Annotated in this window: 11 protein-coding genes; 5 read left to right on the top strand and 6 right to left on the bottom strand. The window is 74.3% G+C overall.

What is annotated here, in order from left to right; genetic code table 11:
* Window positions 1-16 precede the first annotated feature (16 nt).
* Together ACIGXE_RS20830 and pssA are read left to right on the top strand one after the other, a co-directional pair.
* Entirely contained in the window at window positions 17-673 is a 657-nt protein-coding gene (locus tag ACIGXE_RS20830) for a phosphatidylserine decarboxylase (RefSeq protein ID WP_399749415.1), read from the top strand.
* A complete protein-coding gene (gene pssA, locus ACIGXE_RS20825) occupies window positions 666-1544 on the top strand; it encodes a CDP-diacylglycerol--serine O-phosphatidyltransferase (RefSeq protein ID WP_399749666.1) in 879 nt (292 codons plus the stop codon). Before ACIGXE_RS20830 ends, pssA begins: the two co-directional genes overlap by 8 nt.
* Window positions 1545-2052: 508 nt before the next feature.
* Here pssA and ACIGXE_RS20820 read toward each other — a convergent pair.
* On the bottom strand, window positions 2053-2562 hold the full coding sequence (locus ACIGXE_RS20820; protein WP_399749414.1) for a GNAT family N-acetyltransferase: 510 nt from the start codon (window positions 2560-2562) through the stop codon (window positions 2053-2055).
* A 1067-nt stretch (window positions 2563-3629) separates the two neighbouring features.
* Entirely contained in the window at window positions 3630-4781 is a 1152-nt protein-coding gene (locus ACIGXE_RS20815) for a glycerate kinase (protein WP_399749412.1), read from the bottom strand.
* Between the two features lie 112 nt (window positions 4782-4893).
* On the opposite strand from ACIGXE_RS20815, the gene ACIGXE_RS20810 reads away from it, so the two are divergent.
* Together ACIGXE_RS20810 and ACIGXE_RS20805 are read left to right on the top strand one after the other, a co-directional pair.
* Entirely contained in the window at window positions 4894-6603 is a 1710-nt protein-coding gene (locus tag ACIGXE_RS20810) for a BCCT family transporter (protein WP_399749410.1), read from the top strand.
* 71 nt (window positions 6604-6674) lie between these two features.
* Window positions 6675-7748 (top strand): ADP-ribosylglycohydrolase family protein, encoded by a 1074-nt coding sequence (locus ACIGXE_RS20805; protein ID WP_399749408.1) that lies wholly within the window; start codon window positions 6675-6677, stop codon window positions 7746-7748.
* 176 nt (window positions 7749-7924) lie between these two features.
* Here ACIGXE_RS20805 and ACIGXE_RS20800 read toward each other — a convergent pair whose 3' ends face one another.
* On the bottom strand, window positions 7925-8128 hold the full coding sequence (locus ACIGXE_RS20800; protein WP_399749406.1) for a type II toxin-antitoxin system VapB family antitoxin: 204 nt from the start codon (window positions 8126-8128) through the stop codon (window positions 7925-7927).
* A gap of 64 nt (window positions 8129-8192) precedes the next feature.
* Between ACIGXE_RS20800 and ACIGXE_RS20795 the strand changes: the two genes are divergently transcribed.
* Window positions 8193-8909, top strand: coding sequence for an SIR2 family NAD-dependent protein deacylase (locus tag ACIGXE_RS20795; RefSeq protein ID WP_399749404.1), 717 nt, complete (start codon window positions 8193-8195; stop codon window positions 8907-8909).
* Here the strand turns inward: ACIGXE_RS20795 and ACIGXE_RS20790 are convergent.
* The 3 genes from ACIGXE_RS20790 to ACIGXE_RS20780 all read right to left on the bottom strand — a co-directional run bounded on the left by ACIGXE_RS20790 (window position 8906) and on the right by ACIGXE_RS20780 (window position 12185).
* A complete protein-coding gene (locus ACIGXE_RS20790; RefSeq protein WP_399749403.1) occupies window positions 8906-9403 on the bottom strand; it encodes a methylated-DNA--[protein]-cysteine S-methyltransferase in 498 nt (165 codons plus the stop codon). The genes ACIGXE_RS20795 and ACIGXE_RS20790 overlap by 4 nt on opposite strands.
* A gap of 11 nt (window positions 9404-9414) precedes the next feature.
* On the bottom strand, window positions 9415-10890 hold the full coding sequence (locus ACIGXE_RS20785) for a DNA-3-methyladenine glycosylase 2 family protein (protein ID WP_399749401.1): 1476 nt from the start codon (window positions 10888-10890) through the stop codon (window positions 9415-9417).
* A gap of 206 nt (window positions 10891-11096) precedes the next feature.
* A complete protein-coding gene (locus ACIGXE_RS20780; protein WP_399749399.1) occupies window positions 11097-12185 on the bottom strand; it encodes a response regulator transcription factor in 1089 nt (362 codons plus the stop codon).
* Window positions 12186-12220: the final 35 nt, after the last annotated feature.

Here is a 12220-nt window from a genome sequence, read left to right as displayed (position 1 = left end):
GCTACGAAGGTCATCCATGCCCCACAGCCAAACCTCTGCACACCGCGACAGCCTCAAGGGCGTACGCATCGCACGCGGAGCATCGCCGTGGCTTCTGCCGACCGTCGCCACCGCGGCGCTCAGCCTGGCGCGCTCCCGCAAGTCGAAGCGCGCCGCGGCCGTCGCCGTGCCGGTCACCGCTCTCGCGGCCGGCATGCTGTGGTTCTTCCGCGACCCCGAGCGTGAGATCGCTCAGGGCCGGGTCATCTCCCCCGCCGACGGTGTGGTGCAGAGCATCATGCCGTGGAAGGACGGACGCACCCGCGTCGCCATCTTCATGAGCCCCCTGAACGTCCACGTCAACCGCGCGCCGCTGGCCGGCACGGTGACGTCCGTGGAGCACGTCCCCGGCGGCTTCGTGCCGGCGTTCAACAAGGAGAGCGAGAACAACGAGCGCGTTGTCTGGCACTTCGACACCGAGCTCGGCGACATCGAGATGGTCCAGATCGCGGGTGCCGTCGCCCGGCGGATCGTGCCGTACATCCCGCAGGGGACGAAGGTCGAGCAGGGTGACCGGATCGGTCTGATCCGCTTCGGCTCGCGCGTCGACATCTACCTCCCGGAGGGTGTCGAGGTCGCCGTCGAGGTCGGTCAGCCCACCACGGCGGGGGTGACTCGCATTGACCGTGATTGATCCCGACACGCGTGCGGCCGACTGGGTCGCCGAGGCCGAGGCGGACGCCGCCGGAGAGGCCGAGGAGATGCCGCTGTCGCTGAGGCTGTCCATAGCGGACGCCCTCACGCTCGGTAACGCCACGTGCGGTTTCATGGCGGTGTACTTCACCACCACCGGCATCCTCATCCCGCACCTCACGGGGAGCGGCGTGGAGACCGGCATGGCGCGGCACTCCGCCGCGACCGCCGTGATCCTGATGCTGGGAGCGGCGATCTTCGACCTGTTCGACGGAATCGTCGCGCGCAAGCTGCGCAGCTCGCCGATGGGTGCCGAGCTCGACAACCTGTCGGACCTGATCAGCTTCGGTCTCGCGCCGGCGTACTTCGTCCTGGTCTACGGCATGGTCGCGGACGACGCGCACCAGAAGGTCTCGGCGGTGGCCGCGATCGTGGTGCTGCTCGCGGTGGTGCTGAGGCTCGCGCGGTTCTCGTGCGTGACGATGAAGGACGGCATGTTCCAGGGCATGCCGAGCCCCTTCGGCGCGCTGACGGTCGTGTCGATCATCCTCCTCGAGCTGCCGTTCATCCCGACCCTGCTCGCGATCATCGGTACGGCGTGGCTGATGGTGAGCCGGGTGGAGTACCCGAAGCCGCGGGGTGTCCTCGCGGTGGCGATGCTCAGCTGGATCGTCGGAGCGATGGGCATGCTGGCGGCCTGGGCGTTCGACGCCCCGGGCGGACAGCTCCTCCTCCAGACCGGCTGCGCGCTGCAGGTGGTGCTGGGCGCCGTGATCCCCCTCTTCGCGACGGCCCGGCGCGTCAACACCTTCCGCGACAACCGGCGCGAGAGCCGGGAAGCACGCCAGGCGGAGGCGGCGCAGCTGCCGTAACGACGGCCCCAGAAAAGGCCCGGACGCACATCGCGTCCGGGCCTTTTCGCGTCCGGGCCTTTTCGCGTCCGGGCCTTTTCGCGTGGGGGCGGCGGGTGAGGGCGGGGGAGGTTGGGCGTGGCGGGCGGTGGGGGCGGTCGGGCGTGGCGGGCGGTGGTCGTGGGCGTCAGGACGTGGTCGGGACGTCCGAGGGGTCGCCGTCGGGGCGGGGTCGGGACGGACGGGCCGTCGCCGTCAGGGCGCGGTCGGGACGGACGGGCCGTCGCCGTCAGGACGGGGGCAGGACGGACGGGCCGTCGCCGTCAGGACGGGGGCAGGACGGACGGGCCGTCGCCGTCAGAGCGAAGGGCAGGACGGTCGGACCGTCGCGCCGTCGCCGTCAGGAAGGGGGCAGGACGGACGGGCCGTCGCCGTCAGGACGGGGGCAGGACGGACGGGTCGTCAGGACGGGGTCGGGCCGTCCCGGGCCGTCGTCGCCAGGACATCGTCCAGCCGTCGTCGGGCCGTCTCAGCGGCTCAGGCGCTTGTAGTAGAGCGTCGTAGGGCGCAGGGTGCCCGCCGGGTCGGCGGCGAAGTCCGGGATCCCGCCGGCGGCGGTCCAGCCGGCCGCGCGGTAGAGGTGCTCGGCCGGGCTGTCGGTCTGGGTGTCCAGGACCAGGAGGGTCAGCCCGGAAGCGGCGGCCTGCGCCTCGGCGGCGGCGAGCAGGCGGCGGCCGAGGCCCTGGCCGCGGGCGTCGCGATGCACGACGAGCCGGGCGATCTCGCCGCGGTGGCGGCCGTTCGCCTTGCCGTCGCGGACGAGGGTGACGGCGCCGAGGAGGCGGCCGGTCGGGGAGAAGGCGGCCCAGACGTCACGGGTCCCTGCCACTTCGCGCCACCAGGCGGCGGCCTCCGCGGGGTCCAAGGGCGCCAGGAAGCCGATCGAGGCGCCGTCGGCGACCGCGTCCACGAGCAGATCGGCCAAGCCGTCCGCGGCCCGCGCGCGGACCTCGTCGGCCCCGAGACACCGAATCTCCATTACGCCCCGTCCCCTCTCCGTGCCAGGCAGGCCACTCGCCACCGGGCTGCGGCCGCTGTGCGCAGCCGTCCCGCCGACCCTATGCTCCGCCGCGGTGCTGGTCACGCCGGCGCCGCCACCTACCCCGTCCGAGACAGCCGCTCCGCGCCGGGCGCTGCCCGGCCCGACGCCCCCGTAGCGGGCAGCCGCTCACCGGGGCGCTGCCCGCCCGCCGCCCGCCCCCGTTCTAGGCAACCCGCTCCGCCGGGGCGGCTGCCCGGCCGTCCTCGTTGTGGGCAGTCGTTCCGCTGGGGCGGAACGGGTGGGCACAACGGAACATCGCGCCTTGCCGCGCCCAGGCCTCCACCGCTTTGACGCCGGCCACGGGAGCGCGGCGCCGTAGGGGCGGGCGTAGGTACAGGGAGCGGGGCGCGCCGCCAGGCGCGGTCCCGTGTGCCCACCCGTCCCGCCCCAGCGGGACGACTGCCCACACGGAGGGCGGCGGGCTGGCGACGCGGCCCGGCGCCTCCCGGGCCGGCGCCTCCCGGGCCGGCGCCTCCCGGGCCGGCGACGGGCGCCCAACGGGGGTGGGCGGCACCGGGCGACTGACCACACGGGAGGCAGGCAGCGCCCCGGAAGCACGACACGCCCGGCGAGTCCCCACACGGGGGCGGGCAGCACCCGTCGACTGACCACACCAGAGGCAGGTAACGCCCGGCCCGTGCCCCCGCAGAGGCGCGGCACGCCCGGCGAGTCCACAGAGGCGTGGGGCACCGGGCGAGTGCCCATACGGGGGCGGCGCCGGGCGCCCTGCCCACGCGGAGGTGAGGCGGCGTCCGGCGACTGACCACTCGGAGGGCACAGCGCCCAGCCAGCGACCCCACGGAGGCGGCGGCGCCCGGCCAGTGACCCCACGGAGGTAGAGCGGCGCCCGGCGAGCGCCCCCACGGAGGCGGGCGGTGCCGGGTGAGGGCCTGCGCAGGGGTGGGCGGCGCCCGGCGGGTGCCTGTCCGGGGGTGGGTGGCGTCGGGTGAGGGCTTACCCGGGCGGGGGCTCGGCTGGGTGCCTGCGGGGAGTGGAGGTGGGGGTCAGGACAGGAAGTCCTTGGCGATGTTGGCGGCTACCTGTTCCAGGAGCGGGCCCGCGTTCGCCATGGACTTCGACGGCTCCGGCTCCAGGTCGGTCAGCGGATACGCCCGGCGGATCCCGGCGGAGCCCAGCGCCTCGGGCGCGAGGGCGAGCCGGCCGCAGACCGCCACGACGTCCTTGCCGGCCGCCCGCGCCGCCGCGGCGACGCCCGCCGGAGCCTTGCCGTGCAGGGTCTGCTCGTCGAGCGAGCCCTCACCGGTGATGACGAGGGTCGCGCGCTCCAGGGCCGGGGCGAAGCCCAGCACCTCCAGCATCAGCTCGATGCCGGGCCGGAAGCTCGCGCCGATCAGCAGGGCGCCGTAGCCGATGCCGCCCGCACCGCCCGCGCCGGGCGAGGCGGCGAGCTCGGCGGCCTTGGGGCCGATCGCCTTCTCCAGGACGCGCGCGTAGTGCGCGAGGGCCTCGTCGAGGGTCTGGACGTCCTCGGGGCTCGCGCCCTTCTGCGGGCCGTACACGGCCGCGCAGCCCTTGGGGCCGGTCAGCGGGTTGTCCACGTCGCTGGCCAGGACGAGGTCGACCTCGGCGAAGCGCGGGTCGACGCCCGAGAGGTCGGCCGAGGCGAGCCCGGCGAGGGCCGCGCCGCCGGGGCCGACCGGCTCGCCGTCGGCGTCGAGGAAGCGGGCGCCGAGCGCGGCGAGCATCCCCGCGCCGCCGTCGGTGGTGGCGCTGCCGCCGACGCCGAAGACGATCGAGGTGGCACCCGCGTCGAGGGCCGCGCGCAGCAGCTCGCCGGAGCCGTACGTCGTGGCGGTGAGCGCCGCGAAGACCCCCGCCGGCAGGAGCTGGAGGCCGGAGGCCTCCGCCATCTCCACCACCGCGGTGGTCCCGCGCAGCGCGAACGCCGCCGTGACGGGCTCGCCGAGCGGGCCGGTCACGGTGACCTCACGCCGCTCGAACCCGGCCGCGACGGCCGCGGCCACGGTCCCGTCGCCGCCGTCGGCGACGGGCAACGTCTCCACCTCGAGCTCCGGGACGACCCGTCGCAGTCCTGCTGTGACCCGCTCCGCGACCTGTACGGCCGTGAGCGAACCCTTGAACTTGTCGGCCGCGACGAGCACGCGTGCGACCTCAGTTACTGCTCCGTCCGTCACCTTGCATCCCTTGCTTTCGAACAGGCAGTCGCGCCAGGGCCGACCCTATCCGTCCGGCCAGACGGCGTGCCACCCCCTGATAAGGCGATATTCCGGACCATAGTGGGGCGACATGAGCGCGGAACCGATCGATCAAATCCCCGGACATAAGCCCCGCCCCGACGCAAAGGTCATCGGGATCGGGATGGCGGCGGTCGTCGCGGTGGTGGCCTGGGCGGCCCTCGGCAAGAGCTCGTTCGACCACGCCTCCACCTCGGCACTCGACTGGGTGCTGGCCGATTTCGCCTGGCTTTTCGTGACGGCCGCGGACGTCTTCCTGGTGCTCTGCGTGGTCATCGCACTGAGCCGTTTCGGACGCGTCCGTCTGGGTGCCGACGACTCGGAACCGGAGTTCACGAACCTCGCCTGGATCGCGATGATGTTCAGCGCGGGAATGGGCATCGGCCTGATGTTCTACGGGGTGGGGGAACCGCTCCAGCACTATCTGGCGCCGCCGCCGGCGAGCGGGGTGCCGCCGCGGTCGGGCGCCGCGGCCCGGACGGCCATGGAGTACTCGTTCTTCCACTGGACGCTCACCCCGTGGGCGATCTACGGCATCGCCGGACTCGCCCTCGCCTACGCGGGCTTCCGCAAAGGGCGCGGGAACACGCTCAGCGCCGCCTTCGTGCCCCTGATGGGCGAGCGCCGGGCGCGGTCCTGGCCGGGGAAGGCGATCGATCTGCTCGCGGTGTTCGCGACCGTCTTCGGCACGGCGACCAGTCTGGGCCTGGGCGCCCTGCAGGTGGCCGAGGGGCTGCACATCACCCTGGGCGTACGGGACTCGACGACCACCGAGCTGATCATCATCGTGTCGCTGTCGGCGGCCTTCGTGCTGTCCGCGTTCTCGGGGCTGCACAAGGGCGTGAAGTGGCTGTCGACGCTGAACATCGTGCTCGCCGCCGCCCTGATGCTGTTCGTGTTCCTGCTGGGGCCGACCGTGTACGTCCTCGACACGATCCCCGCCTCGGTGGGCGGCTATCTGCACCAGCTGCTGCCGATGGCGAGCCGCACCGGCGCCTTCACGGACCGGGCGTGGCTGGGTGCCTGGACGATCTTCTACTGGGCGTGGTGGCTGTCCTGGGCGCCGTTCGTCGGCACCTTCATCGCCCGGATCTCGCGCGGCCGGACCGTCCGCGAGTTCCTGATCGGGGTGCTGCTCGTCCCCTCGGGGGCGACGGTGGTCTGGTTCTGCGTGATGGGCGGGACCGCGATCCGGCTCGACTCCACGGGCGCCGCCGACATGGCGGGGGCGGTCCAGGACGGGGCGGAGGCCTCGCTGTTCGCGATGCTGGACGCGCTGCCGATCGGCACGGTGACCTCGTACCTGGCGATGCTCCTGGTGATGACCTACTTCGTCACCAGCGCCGACTCGGCCTCCCTGGTGATGGGCTCGCTGACCAGCCGGGGCGCGCTGCACCCGCCGACCTGGCTGGTGGTGGCCTGGGGCGTGCTCATGGCCGCGGTCGCGGCCGTGCTGCTGGTCGCGGGCGGTCTGAAGTCGCTCCAGACGGGGACGATCCTGGTGGCGCTGCCCTTCGTGCTGGTGATGCTCGGTCTGTGCTGGGCCCTGCTCAAGGAGCTGCGGACGGACCCGGGGGCGGGGCCCGCGCGGCACCACGCACCGCACGGGGTGCGGGACGCGGTGCGGGCCGCGGTCGGGGACGCGGTCACCGAGCGGGGGTCCTCGCGCTCCTCGCGCCACCACCGGCTGCGCCGGGCGGCGAAGTCGCGGACCGCCGGCGAGGCCGAGCGGGAACGGCGGCGGACGCCCGTGGACGACTGAGCGACGGATCGTGCGGAGCCGGGCGGGTGCGTCGCCGCGCGGCCGGGCTCCGTATTGGGTAGACCGATGGCATGGGCCTGCTCAAGCACAGTGAACTCGCCGACCGGATCCTGGGCGGCTGGACGGGGCGGATCGCCGGCAACATGCTCGGCAAGCCGGTCGAGAGCGGCGACCACTGGACGCCCGAGCGGATCGACGCCTATCTGGAGCTGACCGGCGCGCTGCCGCTGACGGACTATCTGCCGCCGCCGCCCGCCGCCGGCGCGGACGGTTTCGAGCTGCGGCCCGAGTGGCCGCAGTGCGTGCGCGGCCGGATCCACGGGAGCTGCCGGGACGACGACATCGACTACTCGATCCTGGGGCTGCACCTGCTGGAGACCCGCGGTTTCTCCTTCACCACCGAGCAGGTCGGCGACCAGTGGCTGCTGCGCCTGCCCTATCTGCAGACCTTCACAGCGGAGCGGGTGGCCTACCGCAATCTGGCCAACGGTCTGAAGCCTCCGCTGACGGCCACCTACGACAATCCGTACCAGGAGTGGATCGGCGCCTTGATCAGGGCGGACGTCTACGGCTGGACCTCGCCGGGCGACCCGCGCCGGGCCGCCTCGCTGGCCCGCCGGGACGCGGCGCTGTCGCACACGGGCAACGGGGTGTACGGGGCGATGTGGGCGGCGGCGCTGGTGGCGGCGGCGTTCACCGCCCCCGACGCGCGCTCGGCGCTGTCCACGGCGCTGGAGCGGATCCCGGCGAGCAGCCGGCTCGCCCGGACCGTACGGCACACGATGGCGCTGCACGAGGCGGGCGTCGAGTGGTCCGAGACCCTCGCCGAGCTGGCGAAGGAGACCGGGGGGCTCGGCTGGATCCACACGATTCCGAACGCGGCGGTGCTGACCGCCGGACTCCTCTACGGGGAGGGGGACTTCAGCCGCACCATCGCGCTCACCGTGCGGGGCGGCCTGGACACCGACTCCAACGGGGCGACGGCCGGTTCGGTCGCCGGGGTGCTGTGCGGGGCCGCGGCGATCCCGGCCCAGTGGGCGGAGCCGCTGGAGGACCGGGTGCGCAGCGCGGTCGCGGGCTTCGACCGGGTGCGGATCAGCGAGCTGGCGGAACGGACGGTACGGCTCGCGGAGCTGGCGGGCTGAGGACGGACGCACCGGCGGAGCAGCACGGCGGGCCGGCGAGACGGCGGACCGGCGACACGACAGACCCGGCGTACCCGCAACCCGGCGGACCGATGCCCCGCGGACCGGTGGACCGGCGGCCGCAGGGGCCTGGGGCGAGTGAGGCGGGGTTGGCGGCAGGCCGTGGGCGGCGGCGCTCAGCCCTGCTCGGGTTCCGGGGGCACCAGGCCGCCGGTGCGCAGGGGTTCGTCGCGTGCGGCGGTGCGGGCCTCGGTGCGGTGCCCGCGGGCGATGTAGTCGCGGACGACCGCCTCGACGGCGTCCTGGGGGTTGCCGATGCCGGCGAGGACCATGACCTCGACGACGAGTTCGGCGTCGAGGGAGATGTTCACCTTGGCCATGCGGGGAACCTAGCACCGGGAAATCGGCTCGCGGGAGGACTTCGGGCACACCTACGCTCGCGGCATGACCATGGTGGCGATTCTCAGCGGTGCCGGCATCTCCACGGACTCGGGGATCCCCGACTACCGGGGGCCCGACGGCGTGTGGACACGCGACCCGCAGGCCGAGCGGCTCTTCACCTACGGGCCGTACATGGCCGACCGGGAGATCCGCCGCCGCTCGTGGCGGTTGCGGCTGGACGCGCCGGTCCTGGAGGCCGAGCCGAACGCGGCGCACCACGCCGTCGCCGCCTTCGAGCGGAGCGGACACGCGCTGCGGGTGCTCACGCAGAACGTGGACGGGCTGCACCAGGCGGCCGGTGTGCCGGAGCGCAAGGTGCTCGAACTGCACGGCTCCGCGCGCTCGGTGGTGTGCACGGCCTGTCATGCCCGGTCGTCCATGGCCGAGGCGCTGCGGCGGGTGCGGGCCGGCGAGCCCGACCCGGCCTGTTCGGAGTGCGGCGGGATCCTGAAGCCGGCGACGGTGATGTTCGGGCAGAACCTCGACCCGCAGGTGCTGGCGCAGGCCATGTCGATCGCGAAGGCCACCGAGGTGTTCATCGCGGTCGGTACGAGCCTGCAGGTGCAGCCCGCCGCCTCCCTCGCGGGGATCGCGGCGGAGCACGGGGCCCGGCTGATCATCGTGAACGCCGAGCCCACCCCGTACGACCCGATCGCGGACGAGGTCGTCCGCGAGCCGATCGGCACCTCGCTGCCCGCGCTGCTCGAACGGCTGCGTTAGAAGAGGGCGTCGGGTGCGGCGCCCGACTCGAAGGCGAGCAGGCGCTTCTTGCGGTCCAGGCCGCCGCCGTAGCCGGTGAGGCCACCGCCGGCGCCGATCACCCGGTGGCAGGGCACGATGATCGTGACGGGGTTCTTGCCGTTGGCCAGGCCGACCGCGCGCGAGGCGCCGGGATTGCCGAGGGCCTCGGCGAGTTCCCCGTAGGTCCGGGTCTCTCCGTACGGGATGAGCCGCAGCTGCTCCCAGACGCGCAGCTGGAACGGGGTGCCTTCGAGGTGCAACGGCAGGTCGAACGCGGTGAGTTCGCCGGCGAAGTACGCGTCGAGCTGACGCACCGCCTCCGTGAAGGGCCGTGGGTCGCGGGTGCCGAAGGTCTCCTCGGGCGGCCGGTGGCGCTGGTCGGTCATGTACATCCGGCTGAGCACGCCGTCGACGGCGACCAGGGTCAGCAGGTCGTAGGGGCTGTCCACGACCGTGTGCTGCACGGTGGGCATGAGCAAGGTCCTTACGCGGGGAGGTGGTTGATCGGGTGGGAGTCGGTGGCCCACAGGTACTGGACGGCGTAGGCGCGCCAGGGCCGCCACTGCGCGGCGCGGGCGGTGAGCGCGGCGGGTGAGGAGGGCAGGCCGAGGCCCTGGGCGGCGCGGCGGATGCCGAGGTCGCCGGGGAGGAAGGCGTCGGGGTCGCCGAGCGCCCGCATGGCGATGACCTCGGTGGTCCAGGGGCCGAAGCCGGGCAGGGCCAGCAGCCGGGCCCGGGCCTCGGCCCAGTCGCTCTCGGGGCCCAGGGCGAGAGAGCCGTCGGCGAGGGCCGTGACGAGGGTGAGCAGGGTGCCGCGGCGGCTGCGGGGCAGGGCGAGGGTCTCCGGGTCGAGTCCGGCGAGCGCTTCGGAGGTCGGGAAGAGGTGGGTGAGGCCGCCCTCCGGGTCCTCCACGGGCACACCGTGCTCGGTGACCAGGCGGGCCGCGTGGGTGCGGGCGGCGGCCGTGGACACCTGCTGGCCGAGGACCGCGCGTACGGCGAACTCGGCGGCGTCCACGGTCCGCGGCACCCGCCGCCCGGGCGCCGCGTCGACGAGCGGCGCGAGCAGCGGGTCGGCGCGCAGCTGCTCGTCGACGGCGACGGGGTCGGCATCGAGGTCGAGCAGCCGGCGGCAGCGGCTGATGGCGTGGGTGAGGTCGCGCGGGTCGGTCAGCGAGAGCCGGCACAGCACGTGGTCGGGGCGCGGGGTGAGGGCGACGATGCCGTGCCCGTACGGGAGGCTCAGGGTGCGCCGGTAGGCGCCGTCCCGCCACTCCTCCACGCCGGGGACGGCGGTGGCGGCGAGGTGGCCGAAGAGGTTGGAGGGGTTGAGCGGGGCGCGGAACGGCAGCCGGACGGTGATCGTCCCCGGGGCGGCGGGGGCGGGGGCGCGCGAACCGGCGGCGCGGGCGCGCAGTGCGCCCGGGGTGAGGGCGAAGACCTCGCGCACGGTGTCGTTGAAGGTGCGGATGGAGGCGAAGCCGGCCGCGAAGGCGATCTCCGCCATCGGCAGCGGGGTGGTCTCGATGAGCACCCGGGCGGTCTGCGCGCGCTGGGCGCGGGCGAGGGCCAGCGGCCCGGCGCCGAGTTCGGCGAGGAGCTGACGCTCGATCTGGCGGGTGGAGTAGCCGAGCCGGCCGGCGAGGCCGGGGACGCCCTCGCGGTCGACGACACCGTCCTGGATGAGCCGCATGGCGCGGGCGACGGCGTCGGCCCGCGCGTGCCACCGGGGCGAGCCGGGGCTGGTGTCGGGGCGGCAGCGCTTGCAGGCCCGGAACCCGGCCCGCTGGCACGAGGCGGCCGTGGGGTGGAACTCCATGTTCTCCGGCTTGGGCGGCCGGGCGGGGCAGCTGGGCCGGCAGTAGATCCGGGTGGTGCGTACGGCGGTGAAGAACACGCCGTCGAAGCGGGCGTCCTTCGACTGGACGGCCCGCACGTAGCGCTCGGTGTCGGTGTGCATGTCTCAAGGATCGGGGGTCGGGGGCGCCCCGGGCTGGCGAGAAAACGACATCAACGTCCGAGGGGCTCGGCCCGCCTCCGACGGAGGCGACCCCACCTACCGCAGACATGGGCGGCCCCCACCCGCCTCAGACATAGGCGGCTCCCGCCCGCCTCACACATGGGCGGCTCCCGCCCGCCTCAGAAATGGGCGGGCCCCCGCCCCCCTCAGGCGTGGGCGGCCCCGGCCTCTTCCGCCGACAGGGCCGGCAGGTAGTGGGGGAAGAAGATCTGGCCCACGAGCTCGCGGCGGGAGCGGACGCCGGTCTTCGCGAAGACCGACTTCAGGTGGTCCTGCACCGTGAACGGGGAGAGGGTGAGCCGGTCGGCGATCTCCGTGGTGGGCGCGCCGCTGACCACCTCGGTCAGGACCTGGCACTCGCGCGGCGTGAGCGCGTAGGCCTCCATCAGGGCGGCGATGCGGTCCGGCGGCGACGCCGGACCCATGGACAGGGCGACCTGCGGCCGCTCCCCCGTCTCCAGGCGCCAGCCCTCGATGGCGGCCCAGCCGCCCGAGCGGGTCGGCACGCACACCCGGCTGCCGCCCGAGGGGCTGTTGAGGGCCGCCGCGGCGACCCCGTACGCGGCGGCCGGAAGTCCCGTGCCGCGGGCGGGGGTCTCGGCGAGCTCGGCGCACCAGGCGGCCGCCGTCGCGGACCGGGTGACGATCTCGTACTCCGCGGTGAGCACGACCAGCGACCGGGTCTCGAGGCCGGGCGCGGCGGGCCGTTCGGTCAGGGAGTCCCGCAGGACCCGGCCCAGCGGGGCGGAGAGCCGGGCGGCGAACTCCGTCTCGGCGGCGGAGAACGGCGGCCGGTCGGCGGAGCGGGTGAGCACCAGCGCGCCCCACACGCGGCCGGCGTCGCGCAGCAGCAGCCGCATCTCGTCGGCCATGCCCAGCGGGCGGTAGATGTCCTGATAGCGCAGGCTCCGCTCCAGCTCGCCGCCGAGGGCTCCGGCGAGCGTGCCGACGGGCTGCGCCTGGCGGGCGAGGACGGGCATCGAGAGGGCGTCCCCCTCGCGGTACTCGATGTCCAGCATGCGCGGCATCCAGGCGGCGCTGACGCCGTAGCGGTAGCAGCCGCCGACGTTGAGGAGGGTGATCGGGTCGAGCAGCACCCCGGCCCACAGTTCGAAGGGCATGGCTTCGGCGATCGCCGAGGCCGCGGCCTCCAGTACGGCGACGGAACCCCGCGCCTGCCGGGCTGCCCGGACGGTACGCCCGTGAATGCTCTGCCAGTTGACGGTGCGGGCCATGTGAAGAGTCTCCCCGGGCCCGCTGAACGTCTGAT

This window comes from Streptomyces sp. NPDC053431 (genome assembly GCF_044544925.1).
Taxonomy (GTDB): Bacteria; Actinomycetota; Actinomycetes; order Streptomycetales; family Streptomycetaceae; genus Streptomyces.
This window is presented reverse-complemented; position numbering and strand designations above follow the sequence as displayed.

Bases quoted from the DNA above. Each gene is read 5' to 3' on its own strand.
- ACIGXE_RS20785 (WP_399749401.1), bottom strand. From the start codon at position 10,890: ATGCACACCGACACCGAGCGCTACGTGCGGGCCGTCCAGTCGAAGGAC.
- ACIGXE_RS20790 (WP_399749403.1), bottom strand. From the start codon at position 9,403: ATGCCCACCGTGCAGCACACGGTCGTGGACAGCCCCTACGACCTGCTG.
- ACIGXE_RS20800 (WP_399749406.1), bottom strand. From the start codon at position 8,128: ATGGCCAAGGTGAACATCTCCCTCGACGCCGAACTCGTCGTCGAGGTC.
- ACIGXE_RS20805 (WP_399749408.1), top strand. From the start codon at position 6,675: ATGGGCCTGCTCAAGCACAGTGAACTCGCCGACCGGATCCTGGGCGGC.
- ACIGXE_RS20795 (WP_399749404.1), top strand. From the start codon at position 8,193: ATGACCATGGTGGCGATTCTCAGCGGTGCCGGCATCTCCACGGACTCG.
- ACIGXE_RS20810 (WP_399749410.1), top strand. From the start codon at position 4,894: ATGAGCGCGGAACCGATCGATCAAATCCCCGGACATAAGCCCCGCCCC.
- ACIGXE_RS20830 (WP_399749415.1), top strand. From the start codon at position 17: ATGCCCCACAGCCAAACCTCTGCACACCGCGACAGCCTCAAGGGCGTA.
- ACIGXE_RS20780 (WP_399749399.1), bottom strand. From the start codon at position 12,185: ATGGCCCGCACCGTCAACTGGCAGAGCATTCACGGGCGTACCGTCCGG.
- ACIGXE_RS20820 (WP_399749414.1), bottom strand. From the start codon at position 2,562: ATGGAGATTCGGTGTCTCGGGGCCGACGAGGTCCGCGCGCGGGCCGCG.